This is a genomic window from Rhodococcus sp. PAE-6, from assembly GCF_025290685.1.
Taxonomy (GTDB): Bacteria; Actinomycetota; Actinomycetes; order Mycobacteriales; family Mycobacteriaceae; genus Rhodococcus; species Rhodococcus pyridinivorans.
Map to the genome: position 1 here is coordinate 90,176 of NZ_JAOCLZ010000012.1, position 21,135 is coordinate 111,310.

Below are 21,135 nucleotides of genomic sequence, written 5' to 3' on the forward strand. Positions count from 1 at the left end.
CAAGATTCGACGGCACCGCCGTCAGCGCAAGATTCGACGGCACCGCCGTCAGCGCAGGATCGTTTTGATCTCCAGGAACTCCTCGAGCCCGAAGACACCGGCCTCGCGTCCGATACCCGACTGCTTGTAACCACCGAAAGGTGCGTCGGTGTTGAAGGCGCCGCCGTTGATGTAGACCTGACCGGTGCGCATACGGCGGGCCACGGCCTCCGCTCGCGCTGGGTCGGCCGACCAGACCCCACCGGACAGGCCGTACTCGCTGTCGTTGGCAATGCGCACCGCATCGTCCTCGTCCTGGTATCCGATGATCGACAGCACCGGCCCGAAGATCTCCTCGCGGGCGATCGTCATCTCCGGCGCGACGTTCGTGAACACGGTCGGGCCGACGAAGTAGCCGGTGGTGAACTCGGTTTCGCGTCCGTCGAGCACCAGTTCGGCCCCCTCCTCGACGCCCTTGTCGATGTACGCCTTCACGCGTGCCTGCTGCGTGCCGCTGACGAGCGGGCCCAGCTTCGACGACGGATCGTCGGGCAGCCCGAGGGTGTAGGCCCGCGCGACCTGCTCGGCGACGGCGGTGGCCTCCTGCAGACGGTCGGCGGGGACGAGCATGCGGGTCAGGGCGGTGCAGGTCTGGCCGGAGTTGAGGAAGCACTTGCCGACACCCTCGGTGACGGCGGCGGTGAGGTCGGCATCGTCGAGGATGATGTTGGCCGACTTGCCGCCGAGTTCGAGCGCGACCTTCTTCACCGTCTCCGCAGCGACGACCGAGACGCGCTTGCCGGCACGCGTCGAGCCCGTGAACGACACCATGTCGACGTCGGGGTGTGCGGCGATGGCCTCGCCGACGACCGGTCCGTAACCGCTGACGAGGTTGAACACGCCCGGCGGCAGGCCGGCCTCGTCGACGATGTCGACGAGCGCGTAGGTCACCAGCGGCGCGACCTCGGTGGGCTTGAGCACCACGGTGCACCCGGCGGCGAGCGCGGCGAACACCTTGAGCACCACCTGGTGCAGCGGGTAGTTCCACGGGGTGATCGCCCCGACGACCCCGATGGGTTCGCGTACGACCAGGGCGTTGCCGATCTCCTGGTCGTCGAAGTCGTACGTTCCGGCCAGCGACGCATAGGCGGCAATATTCTTCAGCGGCATCCCGACCTGGATGGCACGCGCGAAGTGAGCGGGCATCCCCATGTCCTGGGAGACGACGCTCGTGAGTTCGTCGGCACGCTCGTTCGCCAGCGAGGAGACCTTCTCCAGGTAGGCGGCGCGCGACGCACCACTGAGCGCGGACCAGGCCGGGAAGGCCGCCTTCGCTGCGGCGACCGCCCGATCGACATCGGAGGCGGCACCCTCGGCGACCGCGGCGACGACCTCTTCGGTCGTCGGGTTCACGACCTCGATGCGGCCGGCGCCGTCGGAGTCCACCCACTGCCCGTCGATGTAGATCTTCGTGCGGTCGAGAATGTCGGTCATATCGCTCTCCCTGCTCGCAGTCCGGCCTGTCGACGCCGTTGGGCGCGAGCGTAGCGAAGACCCTCCCGCAATAAAGCGTTTACTCCCGGCGGGTTGTGATGTATCCCGCCGTCACCGGAGTTAACACGTGCGCTACACTTGCCATTGCTGCTCGCGCGCTCCACCGTCGCAACGCACGGCGCATTCGGACAAAGACGTCTGCATTCACACACATCGTCTCCGGCACACGTCTATGCACCTCAGGAGCTGCGCCTTCCCACGCGTTCCCCTTCTTCGCATCGTCACTGCCGGTCGACGTCGAATTCGATGCACCGAGGAGGACGTCCGTGACGCACGCCAGTGACACCGGCCTGTACGACAGCACGCTGGACAAGAGCAGTTGTGGTGTCGGTTTCATCACCCGCAAGGACGGCGTGCAGACCCACGACGTGCTCACCCGCGGTCACGAGGCCCTGTGCGTCGTGCCGCACCGCGGTGGCATGTCCGCCGAGGGTGTCGGCGACGGAGCCGGCATCAACGTGGACCTGTCGGTCGCCTTCTTCTCCGAGATCACCGGAAAACCCTTGCAGGAAGCGCACTTCGGTGTCGGAAACTTCTTCCTCCCCACCGATCCCGCGGCGCATGCCGATGCCGAGGAACTCGTCTCGTCGGCACTCGCCGGAGCCGGGGTCACCGTGCTCACGATGCGCGACGTCCCCGTCGACGACAGCGTGTTGCGTCCTGCCGCAACGAAATACCAGCTGCCGATCCGTCAGTGGATCTTCACGCGGCCCGATGCGTGCGACTCCGTCGACGAGTTCGACCGACTGCTGCACGGCGTGCTCCTCGAGGTCGAGGCCCGCGCCTACACCGAGCCGGAACTGGGCGGGCTGTACCCGCTCTCGCTCAGTGCGCGCACGCAGGTTCTCAAGAACCGCTTGAACTCTCACGAGGTCATCCCGTACTTCCGCGATCTCACCGATCCGCGGCACGCGGTGCACACCCTGTTCTTCCACACCCGGTTCTCGACGAACACCGATCCGCATCCGACGATGGCGCAGCCGTTCCGCCTCATGGCGCACAACGGTGAGCTGAACACCGATCGCAAGAACCGGCTGTTCGAGGGCGCTCTCGCCCGCGCGATGGGCCGTGACATCATTCGCCCGCCGGGACAGTCCGACAGCTGCCGCTTCGACCAGACCCTGGCCTCGCGTATCGCCCACAACGAACTCGACCTCGTCACCGCCGTCGTGCAGATGATGCCGCCTGCCTGGGAGAACGACACCGAGCTGTCGCCACAGGTCCGCGCGATGCTCGAGTTCTTCTCCCTGTACGAGGAGAAGAACGACGGCCCCGCGGCGCTGATCTTCGGCAACGGCACCGTCGTCGGCGCGCGCCTCGACCGCCTCGGCCTGCGTCCGCTGCGCACCGTGGAGACCGAAGAGTACCTCGCCGTCACCTCCGAGGCCGGCCAGTTCGACTTCGCGCCCGAGACCGTGCTGCGTCGCGGCCGCATCGAGGCCGGTGGCATGCTGTACTTCGATCACCGCACGCGCCGCTCCTACGGAGCGGATGAGGCGCTCGAACTTCTTGCTGCCCGGCAGAATTACGCGTCGCTCGTCGACGAGGCCCGCCGCAATCTCGATGCCCTGCCCGAGGTTCCCGCCGAGAAGGCCGGTTCCCCGCTGCGCTACAACGGCGATCTCGAGCGTTACCAGCGCTACGTGTCCTACAGCATCAACCAGGAATCCTTCCGGTTCATGCTCGACCCGATGCTCGCGTCGGGTCAGGAGCGCATCTCCGCGATGGGTTACGGCAACGCCATCAACGCGCTGTCGGATCAGGAAGGCGGTGTGGCCAAGTACTTCTCGCAGCGCTTCGCCCAGGTCACCAACCCGTCGCTGGACTCGATCCGCGAAGCGGACGGCATGACCCTGCGCGTCGCGCTCGGTGCTCGCCCCGGTAGCGGTGCTCCCGTCTCGTCCGCGACCCAGATCGTGGTGCCCACCCCGATCCTCACGCACCTCGACATGCTGCGTATCCGCGAGCAGTCCGACACCCCGGTGCGGCGTTTCGAGATGCTGTACTCCCCCGTCTTCGACGACGCCAAGGCGAACGCGGCCGCGCTCGCCGCCGCGATCGACGGTACGGCCGAGGCCATTGCCGATTTCGCCCGCGAATCCGGTGGCATCGCCGTGCTCACCGACCGCCACGTCTCCACCGACCGCGCCGGACTGCCGATGGTGCTCACCGTCGCCGCGGTCAACCAGCGCCTGATCGACGAGGGATTGCGTCTGCGCGTGTCCGTCATCGTCGAATCCGGACAGCTGTTCTCGTCGCATCACATCGCCGCGACCCTCGGTTTCGGTGCCGCTGCGGTGTATCCGCTCACGGTGCAGATGCGCGCCGAGGAGAAGTTCGGCGACGATGCCGACGCCGCGTTCCTGAAGTTCCGCAAGGCTGCGGAGAAGTCGCTCATGAAGACGATGGGACGCGTCGGCCTGTGCACCGTCGAGTCGTACATCGGCGGTGAGTTCTTCGAGCCGAGCTATCTCGACACGAGTGACGAGGTGCTCGCGCGCTGGTTCCCGAACGTGAAGTCCCCGGTCGGCGGTGTCGGTTTCACCACCCTCGCGCAGGCCGTCGCCGACTGGCACCGTCGCGCTCTCACCGTGGAGACGGAGAAGGACGTCCCGCTGCTGGGTCTGTTCAAGGAGCGCGCCGAGGGCGCCGGTCACTCGTTCGGCACGACCGCCGTGCGCGGCTTCGTGGACATGACCGAGGAGCCCTTCGCGCTGCCCGTGGAGAAGGAGGCCGAGCCGGATCTGACCGACGCGCTGCGTCTGCTGCCGCTGCACCGGCTCTCCGACGCGCACGGTCTCGACGACGCGTCGTACCGCTACGGCGGCTTCCGCGCCCTGACACCCGCCGAGATCGATGCCTTCGAGATCACCCCGGGTTACCGCGCGTTCGCCCGCACGATGGCCGACGAGCGCACACAGCGTCCCGCGGCGCTGCGCGACGTGCTCGCCCTGCCCGCCGACGTCACCTACGCCGTCACCGCCGAGGACTTCACCAAGGAGATGGGCCGCTTCGCGCGGTTCGGCAACAACTCGATGCTCGTGCGCGGGATCTCCGCGGCGCGGGTCGGTGAGAGCGAATTCGTCCTGCGTCTGACCGGTCCGCTCGCAGACGACCACCGTCGTCCCGATGCGCTCGCGGCCTCGCTCGTCGCGCGCTTCGGTGACGGCATCGTCTCGCACCGTTGCTACGGCGACACCCTGACCGTGCACGCGATCGGTGACGCCGCGCGCTATCTCGAGCAGGTCCGCCAGGCCCCGCTGAGCGTGCGGCTCGACCGGGTGCAGCCGGCGCACGAGATCACCCCGGCGCTCGCGTCGGGTGCGATGAGCCATGGCGCGCTCAACTCCAACGCCCACGAGGCCGTCGCCCACGGCACCAACATGGTCGGCGGCATGTCGAACTGCGGTGAGGGCGGCGAGCACATCTCCCGCTACGGCACCATCCGCGGGTCGCGCATCAAGCAGTTCGCGTCCGGCCGCTTCGGTGTGTGGGCCGGTTATCTCGCCGATCCGATGCTCGAGGAGATCGAGATCAAGATCGCGCAGGGCGCGAAGCCCGGTGAGGGCGGCCAGTTGCCCGCCAAGAAGGTCACGGTGGAGATCGCCGCGGCGCGCGGTGCGACCCCGGGCGTCGAGCTGGTCTCGCCGCCGCCGCACCACGACACCTACTCCATCGAGGACCTCGCCCAGCTCATCCACGACGCCAAGGCGGCGCGGGTGCGGGTAATCGTCAAGCTCGTCTCCTCGGAGGGCATCGGCACGATCGCCGTGGGTGTCGCGAAGGCCGGCGCCGACGTCATCAACGTCGCCGGCAACACCGGCGGCACGGGTGCCGCCTCGGTGACCTCGCTGAAGTACGCGGGCCGGTCCGCGGAGATCGGTGTGGCCGAGGTCCACCAGGCCCTCACCGCCAACGGTCTGCGCGACAAGGTCGTGCTGCGCTGCTCGGGTGCGCACCAGACGGCGTCGGACGTCATCGTCTCCGCGCTGCTCGGCGCCGACAGCTTCGAGTTCGGCACCACCGCGCTGATGATGCTCGGCTGCGTCATGGCGAAGAACTGCAACGTCAAGTGCCCGGCAGGTCTGACCACGAATCCCGAAGTGTTCAACGGCGATCCGCGGGCGATGGCCCAGTACCTGCTCAACGTCGCGCACGAGACCCGAGAGCTGCTCGCCCGCCTGGGTCTGCGGTCGCTGCGCGACGCACGTGGCCGCGCCGACCTGCTGCACCTGCTCGACCACCCGTCGAGCGTGGGCCGGCTGGACCTGCGGGCGATGCTCGCGGTGCTGCCCGAGGTGCACATCGACAATCCGGTCTACATGGAGAAGGACTACTCGCTCGACGAGGCGTGGGTGGCCCGGCTGCGCGAGGCCCTCGTCGATGCGAAGGAGCTCACCGTCTCGCTCGGCGACGGCGTGCAGCTGACGAACAACAACAAGAGCGTCGGCGCGCAGCTGGCGATCGACATCGAGCGCATGCTCAACCACGAGGATCTCGGCGCCCTGCCGGCCGTGCTCGACGACGAGCGCGGACGCCGGTGGCTACGCGACGGCACCGTCACCATCACCACCTCCGGTTCGGTGGGCCTGTCCTTCGGGGCGTTCTGCAACGACGGCATGCACATCGAGCACACCGGTACCGCCAACGACGGCGTCGGCAAGGGCCAGTGCGGCGGGCAGATCGTGCTGCACTCCCCCGGCGGCGGCAGCGACCGACGCGGCGGCAACGTGCTCATCGGCAACTTCGCGCTCTTCGGTGCGACCGGTGGTCGCCTGTTCGTCGAGGGTGAGGCCGGCGACCGCTTCGCGGTGCGCAACTCCGGCGCCACCGCCGTCGTCGAGGGTGTCGGCGAGTTCGCCTGCGAGTACATGACCAACGGCGCGGTGCTCAACATCGGCGAGTTCGGCAAGGGCTTCGGCAACGGCATGTCGGGCGGGTTCGTCTACCAGTACGACCCCGAGGGCCTGCTCCCCCGCAAGGCCAGCGCCGACTCGATCGTCCTCGGGTCGATCACCGGTGACGACCCGCAGGCCGCGATCCACAACGCCGCCGTGCTGCAGCTGCTGCACCTGCACGTCGAGGCGACCGGCTCGGTGAAGGCCCGCTTCCTGATCGACAACTGGCAGGTCGAGCAGCACCGCTTCGCGTACGGCATGCCGCGCGCGCTGCTGCAGTACCAGGACCTCGACGAGATCCTCGCCGCAGCGTCGCGCAAGGACCTCGCCGCCGAGGTCGCCACGGCGCTGGTCGCGCACCAGGTGCGCAAGTTCAAGGAGAACTACCGCTCGGGTGTTCCCGTCGCCGGTGGTGTCACCCCGGACGCGACCGACACCGAGGCCATGTACGCGCTGCTCAACAACTACACGGTGCTCGCCGCCGCGCAGGAGATGGCGCTGCAGAAGGTCCCCGGCGCCACCGACGTGTCGGATCCGGCGGTGCAGAAGGCCGCTCGCAATCTGCTGCTCACGGAGGACTTCTTCCTCGTCGCGAAGCTCGAGCGCTACGCCCTCGCGGCGATCGCCGATCACACCGACGAGCAGCTCGCGGCGCTGGTCGCCGACAAGCGCCTGAACGACTACAAGCAGGCCCTGGCCCTGCGCAACGTCCGCTCGGTCGATGCGCCGGGTACCTACGGCTGGATCCTCTTGCAGAGCCGCAAGAATCTCGACGCCGCAGGTCGCCTGCCCGGTTACGAGGAACTGTTCGCACGCAACGCCGTCCCGAACGTCCTCACCTCCACGATGGGAGTCTCCGCGTGACCACCACCGGCCCGTTCATTCCCCTCGACGCTCCGTTCACCGCCGATCAGCGGTCGTGGCTCTCCGGCTTCGTCGCCGGGATGCAGACCCGCCTGTTCTCCGGTGGTCCCGCCGCCGATGCCGGGACCGTCGGCTCGGCGCCTGCTCTGCACGTGCTCTACGGCTCGCAGACCGGCAATGCCGAAGCCGTCGCCGAGGACGCCGCGGCTGCAGCGCGCACCCAGGGCTTCGCGCCCGTCGTGTGCGCTCTCGACGACATGGACCTCGACCGGTTCGCCGGTCTGGGCCAGGTCCTGATCGTCACATCCACCTACGGCGAGGGCGAGATGCCCGACAACGCCGAGCTGTTCTGGGATGCGCTGTCGGCCGAGAGCGCGCCGCGCCTCGACGGCATGAACTTCGCGGTGCTCGCTCTCGGTGACACGGGGTACGACGGGTTCTGCCAGGCCGGCAAGCTCATCGACATGCGTCTCGAGCAGCTCGGTGCGCAGCGCATCGTGCCGCGGGTGGACTGCGACGTCGAGTTCGAGGAGCTCGCCGCGACGTGGATCGCGGAGACGCTGCCGCTCGTCGCGGCCGTCGAGGGCATCGTGGGCGATGACGCTCCCGCCCCCGCGGCGCCGGCCCGGGCGAAGTCGCAGTGGACCCGCAAGAATCCCTATCCGGCGGTGCTGACGTCGAACGTGCTCCTGTCCGGGGAGGACTCGGCCAAGGAGATTCGGCACTACGAGTTCGCGCTCGCCGATTCCGGTCTCGAATACGAAGCGGGCGACGCGCTGAACGTGGTGCCCGTCAACGACACCGAACTCGTGCACGCGATCCTCGGTCGGCTCGGTCTCGACGGCGCGACCGTCCCCGAGGGTCACGACGACACGCTCGAGCACCTCCTCACCTACAACTACGAGATCACCGCTCCGTCCGTCGATCTCCTCGAGGAGATCGAGAAACACACGGGTAACGAGGAACTCACCTATGTGCTGCGGCACGGTGACAAGGCCGCGCTCGACGAATGGTTGTGGGGCCGCGACATTCTCGACGTGCTGCTGCTCGATCCTGCGCCCGAGCTGTCGGCCGAGCAGTTCCTGGCGCTGCTGCGTCCGCTGCAGCACCGGGCGTACTCGATCTCGTCGAGCCCGAACGCGTGCGACGGTTCGGTGCACCTGACGGTCGCGGCGGTGCGCTACGGCACCGACGGCCGCGAGCGTCGCGGGGTGTGCTCGACCTTCCTCGCCGATCGTGTCGGTGAAGGCAAGGTCGGCATCTTCGTGTCGAAGAACAAGGCCTTCCGCGTGCCCGCCGACGACACCGCACCGATGATCATGGTCGGTCCGGGCACCGGCATCGCACCCTTCCGCGGCTTCCTGCAGGAACGTCGCGCACGGGGTGCGACGGGGAAGAACTGGCTGTTCTTCGGCGACCAGAAGCGCGGCTGCGACTACATCTACGAACAGGAGTTGGCCGAGTTCGCCGACTCGGGTGTGCTCACGCGCCTGGACCTGGCGTTCTCCCGCGATCAGGCCGAGAAGATCTACGTGCAGACCCGCATGAAGGAGCACGGCGCGGAACTGTTCGCGTGGCTCGAGGAGGGTGGACACTTCTACATCTGCGGCGACGCGTCGCGGATGGCGAAGGACGTCGACCGTGCGCTGCACGAGATCGTCGCCGAGCACGGCGGCATGAACGACGAGCAGGCCGCCGAGTACGTCACCACCCTCAAGCGCGAGAAGCGGTACGTGCGCGACGTGTACTGAGCAGGCCGGGGGTACGCACCGCCGCCGCGAGGCTCGCAACACCATCGGTCACCGGTGGCGTTGCGAGCCCCGAGCGCGTGTTGCGAACCTCCCCGGAGGCACCATCGGAATGCCTTAGACTGTGCTGCAGGTCACACGAGGGAGTAGCTCGATGCCCGATCGCTCCGCAGCACGCAGCCGGCAGGCACCGACCGCCGACAGTCCCGACCGGATCCGCAACGTTGCCCTGGTGGGGTGCAGCGGCTCCGGGAAAACCACCCTCACCGAATCCCTCGCCGTCGCAGCGGGCGCCGTCGGGCGCGCCGGGCGCGTGGCAGAGGGCACCACGGTGTCCGACTACGAGGGGATCGAGCAGCGCCACCGCAGGTCGGTGCAGCTGTCCGTCGTCCCCCTCGAATGGAACGACATCAAGATCAACCTGATCGACACGCCGGGACACCCCGACTTCGACGCCGAGGTCCGCGCAGCCCTGCACGCGGCCGACGCGGCGATCTTCGTCGTCTCCGCCACCGATCCCATCAGCGCAGCGACCCGCGCGCTCTGGCGCGAATGCGACGACGAGGCGATCCCCCGCGCGATCGTGGTGAACAAACTCGATGTCGCCCGGCACAGCTTCGACGACATGCTCACCGACTGTCACGTCGCCTTCGGATTGGGACCGGACACCCTGAGGGCCATGTTCTATCCCGTCTACGACGGCGACCGCCCGATCGGGTCGATGGGTCTGCTGACGGGCCGCAGCTACGGCGAACCCAGTCCGTGCCCGGTGTCCACCGAAGCGCGCGAGAGCCTCGTGGAGGCCATCTCCGGCCAGGACGACACGCTCATGGAGCGGTTCATCGCCGGCGAGCAACTCGACACGGCCTCCCTGCAGGAAGGACTCACCCGCGAGATCCTGGCGTGCACCCTGCACCCGGCCGTTCCCGCCGACGAGACGGGGATCGGTGCCGTCGAACTGCTCGAATTGATCACCACCGGATTCCCCGCACCGACGCAGCGCGGTCGTGGTGCACCGCCGTGCGATCCGGACGGTCCGCTCGCCGCGCAGGTCGTGCGCGTGGCCGGCGACTCCTATGTCGGGCGGATCAGCCTGGTGCGCGTGTACTCCGGCACGCTGCGACCCGACACGATCGTCGCGCTGGCCGACGGCGACCGCGACAGCCGCGAACGCATTCCCGCCCTGACGAGCCCGTTCGGCAAGCAACAGCGCCCGGTCGGTGAAGCCGTGGCGGGAGACATCGCCTCCGTCGGGAAGCTCGCGACGGCACAACCCGGTGACGTCCTGTACGACCCCGACCATCCGGTCCCGCTCGACCGGTGGCCCACCCCCACTCCCCTGCTCCCCGTCGCGATCGAAGCACACACCCGCACCGACGACGACAAGCTGTCCCAGGCCCTGTCGCGCCTCGCCTCCGAGGATCCCGCGCTGCGCGTCGAGCAGAATCCCGAGACCCATCAGCTCGTGCTGTGGTGCACGGGTGAAGCGCACGCTGAACTGGTCCTCGAACGGTTGCGCACCCGGCACGGTGTCCAGGTCGACACGGTCGAGCATCGGGTGCCGCTCGAGGAGACCTTCGCCGGCCCCGCGAAAGGCCACGGCAGGCTCGTCAAACAATCCGGCGGGCACGGTCAGTACGCGGTCGTCGACGTCGAGGTCGAACCACTGCCGGTGGGCAGCGGGGTGGTGTTCGCCGAGAAGGTGGTGGGCGGTGCGGTTCCGCGCCAGTTCATCCCGTCCGTGGAGAAGGGCGTGTACGCGCAGGCCGAGAAGGGCGTGACGACGGGATATCCGCTCGTCGACGTGCAAGTCACCCTGGTCGACGGCAAGGCCCACTCGGTGGATTCGTCCGACGCGGCCTTCCAGGCCGCCGCCGGGCTGGCCTTGCGGGATGCGGCCTCACACAGCACCGTTCGCGTACTCGAACCGGTCGCTGCCGTGCGGGTGATCGTGCCGGAGGAGTATCTCGGCGCGGTCCTCGGCGATCTGTCGGCCCGGCGCGGACGGGTGCTCGGCACCGAATCCCCCGAGCCGGGTATCGCCCTGTTGCGCGCGGAGGTTCCCGAGCTCGAACTCGGCCGCTATCCGGTGGAACTGCGGGCCATCACGCAGGGGACCGCCGATTTCGCCCGCCAGTATCTGCGGCACGAACCGATGCCCGAGAATCTCGCGGCCCACTACGGCGAGTCGGACTGACCGCTGCACCGCACGAGCAGCGTGTCAGCATGAACGCCATGAGCGTTCTGCTGTGCTTTCACGCACACCCCGACGACGAGGTGTTCCTCACCGGTGGCGTGATGCGCCGAGCCGCCGACGCCGGGCATCGCGTCGTCCTCGTCGTCGCCACCGACGGTGCCCGCGGCGAGTATCCCGACGGTTTGCTCGCGCCCGGCGAATCCCTCGCCGCCCGGCGCACGAAGGAGCTGGAGGAATCCGCCCGGGCGCTGGGTGCGGCGAGGGTGGTGCCCTTCGGCTACGGCGATTCGGGGATGGCCGGCACCGCCGGCAACCACGACCCGAATGCCTTCGCCAACGCCGATCCGAGCGAGGTGGGAGCCAGACTGGCCGCCGTGATCGAGCAGGAACGCGCCGATGTCGTCACGATCTACGACGAGCACGGCGGCTACGGCCATCCCGATCACGTCCAGGTCCACCGGGCCGGGATCCATGCCGAACGGATCACCGGACACGACGCCGTCTATGAGGCATCGAGCAACCGGGACCACCTGATGCGGCTGCTCTCGGCGCTGCCGGGCACCCCCGACGACGTGCGCCCACCGGACCTCGAGACGTTCGGTCTACCGGAATCGGAACTGACCACCGCGGTGGACGTGTCGATGGCACTGGGCGCCAAACGCGCTGCCATGATCGGCTACGAGTCGCAGATCGGAGACTTCGGGCCGATGCTGAACATGCCCGAGGAACACCTGCGGGCCGCCTTCGGTGTCGAATGGTTCCGGCGCCGCGGTGTTCCGCCCGGGCTGCAGGAGACCGAGCTCCCGCTCTGACCCGAACGATCACGAGGAGAGAAGTGGAACAACGCATCGAGGTCTCGCGCAACATCGCCGCACCGCCATCCGCGGTGTGGCGGGTGCTCACCGCGCTGGACGAGGCGCCCACCACCCTGCGTGCGGTGAAGGCCGTGGAACGACTGGACGGCACCGGCTACGAGGTGGGCACACGGTGGCGGGAGACCCGCGTGATGTTCGGGCAGTCGGCGACCGAGGAGATGCAGGTCGCCGAGGCGGATCCGGAGCGGCGCACCGTCGTCGTCGCCGAATCCCGCGGCGCCCGCTACCGGACCGTCTTCGATCTGACCCCCTCGGCGGGCGGCACGGATCTGTCCGTGGAGTTCTCCGGCGAGAGCGGACCCCTCGGCGCCTTCGCGCAGCTTGCGATGACCCTGTTCGCGCCGCTCGCGAAACGCGCGACCCGCAAGGCCCTCGAACAGGACCTCGCCGACATCGCCGCCGCAGCCGAGCGGGCGGGATGAGCTAGGCGGCGGGAACGGTCTCATCGAGCTTGCCGGTGGTGATCGGTGTAAGCAGAACCGTTGCCCGTTTGACCGTTCCGGCGCTCGGGTACCGCTCCCCTGCACCCTACGAACGAAGGACGGACGTCGATGGACAACGCCCCCAAGCACGGTTCGGGCCGCCCAGAGGACAACGACGACCTCACCGGGCAGAAGATCAAGCATCTCGTCGACAAGCTCGAGCAGAAGGTCGAGAAGGAACGCGAGGAGGAGGGTGCGCCCGGCAACGTCGCGGACCGGGTGAGGACGGAGAAGGTCGAGCCCGACGATCAGGCTCCCGAATGAGCCGGCCTCAGGCGTAGATCCGCCCGTAGAGATCGCGGATCTCCTCGGCCGTCGGGATCCTCGGGTTGTTGTTCGGGGATCCCGACGCCAGCGCCTGCTCGGCCATGACCGGGAGCCTCTCGTCCCAGGTCTGCTTGTCGATGCCGTACGACTTCGGTGTCGGCACCTCCACGTCGCGGCACAGTTCCTTCAGCGCGACGACCAGGTCTGCGGCGGCGGTCGCATCCGAGGCGTCCGTCGAGGCCGCGCCGAGCGCGCGGGCACAGTCGGCATAGCGGGACTCGGCGGCATCCACCGAGAACTCGGTGACCGCCGGGAACAGCATCGCGTTCGACAGTCCGTGCGCAACATGGAAGTGCGCCCCGATCGGACGGCTCATGCCGTGCACGAGCGCGACGCTGGAGTTGGAGAACGCGATGCCCGCCTGCGTGGCGGCCAGCATCATCCGTTCGCGCGCCTCGGCGTCCTGCCCGTCCGCGTAGACGCGCCGCAGTACCTGTCCGATGGTGTCGATCGCGACGAGCGCGAGGCTGTCGGAGAACGGGTTCGCCTTCCTGCTGACATAGGCCTCGATGGCATGGGTGAGTGCATCCACACCGGTGTCCGCCGTCAGGCGCGGGGGCATCGTCATGGTGAGCCGATAGTCGACGATCGCAGCGACCGGCAGGAAGGCCTGGCCCGTGCACAGCATCTTCTCGTCGGACTCGCTGTCGCTGATGATCGTGAACTGGGTTGCCTCCGAGCCGCTTCCCGCCGTGGTCGGCACGGCGATCACCGGTAGCGCCGGGCCGATGTTGTCGCGCGGCACCTTGTAGTCGCGCATGTGACCGCCCTTCCGGGCGAGCAGGCCGAGGGCCTTGGCCGTGTCCATCGGGCTTCCTCCACCGAACCCGATCACACAGTCGGCGTCGTGCTCGGCGACCGCTGCGATACCCGCGTCGAGCGAGGCGGTGGTGGGGTCGGGAACGGTCTCGGCGAAGACGGCCGGCCGCAGTCCGGCGGCCTCGAGCTGCGCGACCATCCGATCCACCGCACCGGTGCCGACCAGGAACTTGTCGGTCACCACCAGGGGCCGGGCGAGTCCGAGTCCGGCGACTACCTCACCGATCTCCTCGACGGCGCCCCCGCCGACGCGCATGATGCGTGGAAGTGCGATGGAAGCCACGTGCGATCCCTCCTCGAGTATCCGTCGGACGGGTCGTGTCTACCGCATCACAACCGCGAGTGGAGACATCCGGCGGATCTCGGGGAGTCTCAGCTCTGGACGACCCGTAGTACATCCCCGCCTGCCCCGGAGCCCTTCCGCGCGGTGAGCAGCCCGAGGCGCTCGAGGTCGTCCGCGCGGTAACCGGGCCATCCGTGCAGCATGCGACGCCACCGTTCCGGCACCGCGGACGCACCCCAGCGGGCGCCGAGCAGTCCGCCCGCGATGGCCGCGACCGTGTCGGTGTCGTTGCCTGCGCGCACGGCCAGTTCGAGCGCCTCCGGCAGGTGTCCGGGGCCGTCGGTGCGGGCGTGCGTGATCGCCCACCACGCCGCCTGCAGGGCGTGGACGACCCAGCCGTTGTTGTCGAACACGCGCGGACTCGGCGCGGTCTCCGCCTCGTCCAGCAGTGCCGTCCACCGCTGTGCGGCGGGCTGGGACAGGCAGGACAGGGCGACCCGCACCCCGTCGAAGGTGCCGTGGAGGACGGCGTGACGGATCGCGAACGACCACAGTCGGCATGCCTCGGATGCCTGCTCGTCCGCGTGGGTGAGGCTGCTGATCGCATGCGCCGTGGACAGGCACCGCTCGGCGTCGTCGAGGTAGGCGAGCCCGACGGGTGCGGTGCGCATGAGCGATCCGTTGCCACCGGTGCGTCCGGGGAGGCTGCGGGCGCGCGCCGTCATGGTGACGGCGGTGGGGCCCGCCTCGCGCAGGACGGCACGCGTCTGGTTGCCGATGTCCTTGGGGTTCGTGGCGTACCAGCGGAGGAACTGCGCCGCGACCGCGTCGAGTCCGGCGCCCTCACCGATGTCGACGCCGGTCGCCGAGACCTCGGCGATCGCGAGGGCCATGGAGGTGTCGTCGGTCCACTCACCGGGCGCGAACGGCCCGAGTCCGCCGCCGATCATGTCGATGGGCGTGGTGTCCGTCGGATACGTGAATTCGTACCCGGCCCCGAGTGCGTCGCCTGCTGCGGTGGCGAGCAGGACTCCGGCTGCCCGGTCGTTCTGTGCTGCGGTTGTTTCCATGAACCCCTCCATTCGATCAAGTCTGCGCTAAAGTTAGCGCATCAATGATTGAATGTCCATCATGGGCACACCGACCGACTCGACCGGCAGGTCGCTCACCGACTACCCGCGCCCCTCGGTGGCCGTGGACGTCGCCGTCCTCACCATCGACGAAGTACTGAAGGTACTGGTCGTCGAACGTCCCGACGGCACCTTCGCCCTGCCGGGCACCTTCCTGCACCCCGGTGAGCGACTCGCCGAGGCCGCCGAACGCGCCCTGCGCGACAAGGCCGGACTCACGGGTGTCGACTTCCACCAGCTGGCCATGCTCGACGATCCCGAGCGCGACGACCGCGGGTGGGTGCTGTCGATGGCCCACGGCGCCGCGGTGCCGGTCGCCGAGATCCCCGCCGAGGCGTATCTCGTGCCGACCACCGAGACCTCCGACCTCGCCTTCGACCATGCCGAGATCGTCGACCTGGCCGTCGCCGACCTGCGACGCAGGTACTCCGCCGAGGTCGACCCCGGCAACTTCCTCGGCGAGCAGTTCACCGTGCTCGACCTGCGGCTGCTGTACGAGACCGTCTATGCCCGCAGCTATCCCAAGGACACCTTCCGCCGGCACCTGCTGCACGGCCTCGAACCCACCGGCGAACTGCACAGGGAGGGCACGGGCCGGCCCGCCGAGATCTACCGCCGGCGCGGCACTCCCCTGCCGTCGTCCACCGCCGCCTTCCTCCTGCAGTGAGAAATCAGGCCGTCGGCCTGCAATGAAGAATCAGGACGCCAGCGCGTGCGCGATCTCCGCGGCGACCGCGACGTTCCCGCGATAGACCGCGACATTCGTCTCGAGCGAGTGCCCCTCGGTGGCCCGGTGCATGTGTTCGAGCAGGAACGGGGTGATCGCCTTGCCGCGTGTCCCGGCCTCGGCTGCGGCGTGTTCGGCCTCGGCGAGCACGCGATCGTGCAGTTCCGGATCGATCTGAGCCTCGGCCGCCACCGGATTCCCGACGAGCACCGCCGCCCGCAGACCCAGCCCGTCCCGCGCCCGCGCCACCGCCGCGGCCTGCTCCGCCGACTCCACCTCGTCGACATCGCAGCCGCTGTCGCGCACATAGAAGCCGGGAAAACGCGTGGTCCGATAGCCGACCACGACCACCCCGAGCGTCTCGAGCCGTTCGAGTGTGGCAGGGATGTCGAGGACGGATTTGACGCCGCCGCTCACCACGAGGATCGGAAGTGTCGCCAGCGCAACGAGATCCGCGCTCTCGTCGAAGGTCGACGAAGCCCCCCGATGCACGCCGCCCAGGCCGCCGGTGGCGAATACGTCGATCCCGGCGCGATGCGCGAGCAGCGCCGTCGCCGACACCGTGGTCCCCCCGTGCAATCCCTTCGCCGCCGCGACCGGCAGGTCGCGGATACCGAGCTTGACGACCGGGACGTCCTCGGCACCGAGCATGCGGATCTGCTGTTCCGACAAACCGACCGTCGGCGTGCCGTCGACAACCCCGATGGTCGCGGGCAGCACCCCGGAATCGCGCAGACGTTTCTCGGCCCCGAGGGCGACCTCGACGTTGCGTGGCCGGGTGAGGCCGTGTGTGAAGATCGTCGATTCGAGCGCCACGACCGGCCGTCCGGCCGCGATCGCTTCGCGCACGTAGTCCGCGACGCGGATCGTTTCGCTCATACGACCGACGATAACGCGGCCTAACCGATCGACGCGGCCGTGCGACGTCCCATCTTCGCGAGGATCCGGGCCGTGCGGTCTGCGTCCTCGGGAACCGGCACCGCCGAAGCACAGACACCGTCCATGTAGAGCGCGTCGCCGAAACTGTCGGCGCCGGCCTCCATCCGGTCGAGTTCGGCGTCCGAGAAGGTCACATCGACCCCCGCGCTGCGTGCGATGTCCCAGCGATGCACGAGCATGTCCCAGAGGTAGAACTGTTCGAAGGTCGCACCCACCGTGGTCGGCCCGAAGTATCCGTCGTATGTCGTCGAGACGAACGAGTCGTCCGCGAGGATCTCGGCGATCCGTGCCGTGTGCGTCCTCCACGCCTCGACAGGACGGTCGGTCTCGGGCCGCTCCCCCATCTCGACACCGCGTCCGGCGAAGAAGTCCCGCTGCGTGTCGATGACGTGGGCCAGGACGTCGCGCGCCGTCCACCCCTCACACGGCGATTGCGCATCCCAGTCGGTGCCGAGGAGCGACGAGATCACGTCGGTGAGCGGCTTGTCGGCCTCTGCGTGTCGCAGTGCTGTTGTATTCATGACTCGATACTGACGACCGGCGAGCGTGAGGTATTGATGAAACCCGACGGCGGCGACCCCCTCGGCGGTCGCGACGGCACCGACCGCGTCGGCGGTCGCGACGGCACCGAACGTGCCCACCTGAAGGATCCGCGCGATGCCTCGCACACCATCCACCGTTATCCCGCCGCGTCCGACCTCACGGATCTGATGCAGCGGTACTGGATTCCCGTGTGGTCGGTGCCGGCCGGGCGGGAGGCACCGCAGCGGGTGCTGCGCTATCCGGTCTGCCAACTGGTGGTTGCGCACGATTACGCGCGCTTCTACGGTGTCGAACACGGACTGTCCACGGTCACCCTCACCGGCGAGGGCTGGGCGGTCGGGTCCATGCTCAGCCCGGCGGCCGGGGCACTGATCACGGGCACCTCGCTCGCGGCGTTCACCGACCGGGCCGTCGACCTCACCGATGTCCTCGGCGATGCCGGCGCGCGTCTGATCACGCGGGTTCGGGAGGCGATGGCACACGGCCCGGACTCTCGCGAGTCGCACCGCGCCGCGACGGAGGCGTTCGACGACGTGCTGCGCGCCCATCTGCCGATCGATGAGGAGGGGCGACTGGTCAACCGGGTGGTGGCGTTCGTCGAGGAGAACTCCGACGTCCTGCGGGTCGAGCAGGTGCGCGCGGAGTTCGGTCTCGGCGAGCGCGCGCTGCAACGCCTCGTCCAGCGACGGATCGGGCTGACGCCGAAGTGGCTGATCCAGCGGCGGCGACTGCAGGAGGCCGCCGGTCGCCTGCGCGAGAAACCCGGTTCGTTGTCGGAGGTCGCCGCGGTCCTCGGTTACGCCGACCAGCCGCATTTCGTACGTGATTTCGCGAGGGTCATGGGCATGACGCCGGGCGCGTTCGCGGCTCGCTACGGCGGTGGATGATCGCCCTTGTCGGACAGGTCCGTCGGATTCGGGCGGGTGTACCACATAGTGGAAGGTCCTAAACCTGCGACGCTTCTCGATCAGGTGAATGTAACGAAGCGCACAGTGAAGACGACCTACCTGTCGAAGCACGAGAAGGAACGAAGGGGTTCATCGTGGGACACGACCGCCTACTTTTCATCGGACGTCCGGATGCGGACGAGGTCGCGCACTGGAGCACTCTGCGCGAGCTCGCTCCTCAGCGAGGATGGAAGCCCACCCGGACGTTCGAGCCCGGCGAAGTCGCCTGGGCCGTGGCCGCCGGTAGCGCCTTCGAGCAGTCCGGACCGATCGCCGAGGTGATCCATTCGCTGCAGGAAGCTCATATTCCCTGCACCAGCGCACTCGACGCGATCCGCCACGCGTACTCGGCCTCGCGCCTGTCGGTCTGACTCGCAGGCGGGTAGCCGCGCCTCAACGTCGCGGTGCGGCCACCCGCTGTGCGTTCTATCCGAAGGGACTGACGTCGAGCCAGGACGCCAGGAACCCGGAGTCGCCGAAGACCTCCACGTCGGCTGCGCCCACAGCGCGCCGACGATAGAGCACCAACAGCAGTTCCGTCAGCGGGCCGCGTACCGCCACGACACACTTCTCGTGGGCATGCCGCCACGCGAAGTCCTTGCCGGACAGGTCCACGACCCACTCCGCCGACGTGTCCGTCGCGTGGAAGTGCAGCGTCCGGTCGGGTCCGTGCAACGCGCGGTGCCGTTCGACATCGAGTCGTGGCCAGGTGACCACCGCCAGGTCGAGCCATTCGTCCACGCAGTCCACGGCGAGATCGTGAGCCGGCTCGAAATCCGCTCCCAGTGCGAGCGCGGCGTCGGCGCGATGCACCACGGTCTCGTGGGCGAAGCGCCTGGCGAAGAACTCCGGGGTCTTCTTGCCGCCCGGGATCGGTGTCCACACCCGCATGTTCGGACCGACCTCCCGCAACGCGGCCCCGAATTCGCGCGCTCCTTCCCGTAACCACGGAATCAGCTCGTCCGGATCCTCGTCGACGTAGTCCGCCAACTCCTGCATCGCGCGGTCGGTGCGCGGCATCGCCCCTTCACCGCGGACCGCCTCGCTCGCCCAGCGGTGGCCGTAGCCGATGTGCCGGGCGAGCTGACCGAGGTTCCATCCCGGGCACGACGGCACCGGTGTGGTCATGTCCTGCCCGGCCAGTGAGTCCACCAGCAGTTCCGTCTGTTCGACGATCTCTCCGCAGTAACGCGCGTAGTCCAGCATGCCTACCCTTCGTGCTCGGCCCGATACCCGCCCCGATTCTGCACGGTCGGCCGTAGTCTGGGCGCCATGCCGGCCGACGAGAGCGCACTCGAAGCCCTGTTCCCTCCCACCGGTGTCGCTGTGCTCGCGACGATCAAGCGCGACGGGCGACCCCAGTTGTCGAACGTCACCTACCGGTACGAGCCCGCGACCCGCACGTTCTCCGTCTCCATCACCGACGACCGGGCAAAGACCCGGAACGTGCGCCGCGACCCGCGTGTGAGCCTGTTCGTCGACTCCGACGACAAGTGGTCCTACGCCGTCGCGGAGGGCGAGGCCGAGCTGACGCCGGTGGCCGCGGACCCCCACGACGACACCGTCGAGCAGCTCGTCGAGTTGTATCGAGCGGTGCAGGGCGAGCATCCGGACTGGGACGACTTCCGGGCCGCGATGGTCGCCGATCGCAGGTTGCTGCTGCGTGTACGGGTCTCCCGCTTCTACGGCGCCGCCCGCTGATCCGGGCTTTTGTTGTCCTCGAACGATTCTGGTGGTTTCGACGTCGCTGAGCGCGGTCGGGAACACCGAAGTTCGGGATCAGGATTGCTTGCGGAACAGAATCGCGGAAGTCGGACGGCGCGGCGTCGCCGCATCCGGACCCGGTCCCGCGCGTACACCGACCCGGATCATCACTTGCGGCACGCCCTCGATGCGGGCCGTTTCCCGCAGGAACGCACGTGAGGATTCGGATTCCGTCAGGTGCGTGACGGAGCAGGTGGCCAGTCCACGGGCGGTGCACGCGAGGAGCACGGCCGATAGGGCTTCACCGCTCCGCAGCCAGTCGAGCCGCGTGTCCGTCGTGGTCGACAGGAGAAGTATCGCGGCTCGGTCCTCCGTCTCTGCCGACTCGCCGGTCGCGTTGCCGGGAGGGAACTCCCGTTCCGTCGCTACCATGCGCCGTCCCGGTGGGAGTGCGTCCGGAGGTATTCCGTCCGGGTACATCCCGTGCCCGGCCCACCAGGAAAGTTCCGTCTGGTAGGCCGCATCGGAGCGACGCTCACCGCCGATGCGACGGGACAACTCTTCCAGTGCAGGTCGCTCGTGTTCGGCGATGGCACTCAGGCGGACACCCGCGGGCTCGACGAGCATCTGCAGAGCGCTCTCGGTCCGAGCCCACTCCTGCGGAGCGCCCATCGGTAACCGCTCGGTACGTCGGCGGCCGATCGCCTCTGCCATCCGGAGGTCGGTGTCGGTCACCGCGTCAACTCGGCGGAAGCGCAGCGTCGCGAGACAACGACGATTCGTCGCGTCCGGCATCCGTTCGACCACCGTGGCCCAGCGCCGGGCGGTGAGCGCCACCCGCAGATGGTGCAGCACCGCTCCACAGGACAACAACATCTGACGACCGGACGGATCGGTGGCCGGAAGGATGCGATCACTGTCGCTGAACAGCGCAAGCTCGTCCGCGTCCAGAGTCCACCGCCACGGCTGGCTGTTGTGAAGCGACGGCGCGCGACCCGCGAGCGCAACTGCCGACTCGAGAGTCCGACGGTCCGGCATCGTCTCCACTGCTGCCTCCGGGTTTCGAAAACGTCGCCTTCCAGTGTCACGTACAGCCGTCGGATTTCGACGAGATTCTCG

General features: G+C 68.6%; 17 protein-coding genes. 10 read left to right on the top strand and 7 right to left on the bottom strand.

Translation table 11 applies throughout. From position 1 onward, the window contains the following. Positions 1 to 48: 48 nt before the first annotated feature. Entirely contained in the window at positions 49 to 1,473 is a 1,425-nt protein-coding gene (locus NVV99_RS21035) for an aldehyde dehydrogenase family protein (RefSeq protein WP_024103652.1), read from the bottom strand. Between the two features lie 326 nt (positions 1,474 to 1,799). Between NVV99_RS21035 and NVV99_RS21040 the strand changes: the two genes are divergently transcribed. The 6 genes from NVV99_RS21040 to NVV99_RS21065 all read left to right on the top strand — a co-directional run bounded on the left by NVV99_RS21040 (position 1,800) and on the right by NVV99_RS21065 (position 12,861). Further along, on the top strand, positions 1,800 to 7,295 hold the full coding sequence (locus NVV99_RS21040) for a glutamate synthase-related protein (protein ID WP_024103651.1): 5,496 nt from the start codon (positions 1,800 to 1,802) through the stop codon (positions 7,293 to 7,295). Continuing rightward, entirely contained in the window at positions 7,292 to 9,046 is a 1,755-nt protein-coding gene (locus tag NVV99_RS21045) for a sulfite reductase subunit alpha (RefSeq protein ID WP_024103650.1), read from the top strand. The genes NVV99_RS21040 and NVV99_RS21045 overlap by 4 nt, the downstream gene beginning before the upstream one ends. Before the next feature lie 151 nt (positions 9,047 to 9,197). Continuing rightward, positions 9,198 to 11,240 (top strand): elongation factor G-like protein EF-G2, encoded by a 2,043-nt coding sequence (locus NVV99_RS21050; RefSeq protein WP_024103649.1) that lies wholly within the window; start codon positions 9,198 to 9,200, stop codon positions 11,238 to 11,240. Positions 11,241 to 11,278: 38 nt separating this feature from the next. Further along, on the top strand, positions 11,279 to 12,052 hold the full coding sequence (locus tag NVV99_RS21055) for a PIG-L deacetylase family protein (protein WP_024103648.1): 774 nt from the start codon (positions 11,279 to 11,281) through the stop codon (positions 12,050 to 12,052). A gap of 23 nt (positions 12,053 to 12,075) precedes the next feature. Further along, positions 12,076 to 12,537 (top strand): SRPBCC family protein, encoded by a 462-nt coding sequence (locus tag NVV99_RS21060; protein WP_024103647.1) that lies wholly within the window; start codon positions 12,076 to 12,078, stop codon positions 12,535 to 12,537. Positions 12,538 to 12,666: 129 nt separating this feature from the next. Beyond that, positions 12,667 to 12,861, top strand: coding sequence for a hypothetical protein (locus tag NVV99_RS21065; RefSeq protein WP_006552878.1), 195 nt, complete (start codon positions 12,667 to 12,669; stop codon positions 12,859 to 12,861). A 7-nt stretch (positions 12,862 to 12,868) separates the two neighbouring features. On the opposite strand, the gene NVV99_RS21070 is transcribed toward NVV99_RS21065, so the two are convergent. Both NVV99_RS21070 and NVV99_RS21075 read right to left on the bottom strand, forming a co-directional pair. Further along, entirely contained in the window at positions 12,869 to 13,999 is a 1,131-nt protein-coding gene (locus NVV99_RS21070) for an iron-containing alcohol dehydrogenase (protein WP_041804074.1), read from the bottom strand. 116 nt (positions 14,000 to 14,115) lie between these two features. Next, complete coding sequence (locus NVV99_RS21075; RefSeq protein WP_006552877.1) at positions 14,116 to 15,096, bottom strand: ADP-ribosylglycohydrolase family protein; 981 nt, start codon at positions 15,094 to 15,096, stop codon at positions 14,116 to 14,118. 61 nt (positions 15,097 to 15,157) lie between these two features. Here NVV99_RS21075 and NVV99_RS21080 point away from each other — a divergent pair, with 61 nt between their 5' ends. Next, complete coding sequence (locus NVV99_RS21080) at positions 15,158 to 15,823, top strand: NUDIX domain-containing protein (protein ID WP_024103645.1); 666 nt, start codon at positions 15,158 to 15,160, stop codon at positions 15,821 to 15,823. Between the two features lie 30 nt (positions 15,824 to 15,853). Here NVV99_RS21080 and NVV99_RS21085 read toward each other — a convergent pair whose 3' ends face one another. Together NVV99_RS21085 and NVV99_RS21090 are read right to left on the bottom strand one after the other, a co-directional pair. Beyond that, positions 15,854 to 16,762 (bottom strand): pseudouridine-5'-phosphate glycosidase, encoded by a 909-nt coding sequence (locus NVV99_RS21085; RefSeq protein ID WP_024103644.1) that lies wholly within the window; start codon positions 16,760 to 16,762, stop codon positions 15,854 to 15,856. Positions 16,763 to 16,782: 20 nt separating this feature from the next. Continuing rightward, the gene (locus tag NVV99_RS21090; RefSeq protein ID WP_041804072.1) at positions 16,783 to 17,343 is read right to left on the bottom strand and encodes a maleylpyruvate isomerase family mycothiol-dependent enzyme; all 561 of its coding nucleotides are present in this window, start codon (positions 17,341 to 17,343) and stop codon (positions 16,783 to 16,785) included. A gap of 36 nt (positions 17,344 to 17,379) precedes the next feature. On the opposite strand from NVV99_RS21090, the gene NVV99_RS21095 reads away from it, so the two are divergent. Together NVV99_RS21095 and NVV99_RS21100 are read left to right on the top strand one after the other, a co-directional pair. Continuing rightward, the gene (locus NVV99_RS21095) at positions 17,380 to 18,252 is read left to right on the top strand and encodes an AraC family transcriptional regulator (protein WP_024103642.1); all 873 of its coding nucleotides are present in this window, start codon (positions 17,380 to 17,382) and stop codon (positions 18,250 to 18,252) included. 155 nt (positions 18,253 to 18,407) lie between these two features. Continuing rightward, complete coding sequence (locus NVV99_RS21100) at positions 18,408 to 18,683, top strand: hypothetical protein (protein ID WP_006552872.1); 276 nt, start codon at positions 18,408 to 18,410, stop codon at positions 18,681 to 18,683. A gap of 55 nt (positions 18,684 to 18,738) precedes the next feature. Here NVV99_RS21100 and NVV99_RS21105 read toward each other — a convergent pair whose 3' ends face one another. After that, positions 18,739 to 19,518 (bottom strand): maleylpyruvate isomerase family mycothiol-dependent enzyme, encoded by a 780-nt coding sequence (locus NVV99_RS21105; protein ID WP_041803639.1) that lies wholly within the window; start codon positions 19,516 to 19,518, stop codon positions 18,739 to 18,741. A 66-nt stretch (positions 19,519 to 19,584) separates the two neighbouring features. On the opposite strand from NVV99_RS21105, the gene NVV99_RS21110 reads away from it, so the two are divergent. Continuing rightward, entirely contained in the window at positions 19,585 to 20,013 is a 429-nt protein-coding gene (locus NVV99_RS21110; protein ID WP_033098018.1) for a PPOX class F420-dependent oxidoreductase, read from the top strand. 78 nt (positions 20,014 to 20,091) lie between these two features. On the opposite strand, the gene NVV99_RS21115 is transcribed toward NVV99_RS21110, so the two are convergent. After that, positions 20,092 to 21,054 carry a nitroreductase family protein gene (locus NVV99_RS21115; RefSeq protein WP_041804071.1) on the bottom strand — a complete coding sequence of 321 codons (963 nt, stop codon included), beginning with the start codon at positions 21,052 to 21,054 and terminating at the stop codon, positions 20,092 to 20,094. Positions 21,055 to 21,135 lie beyond the last annotated feature (81 nt).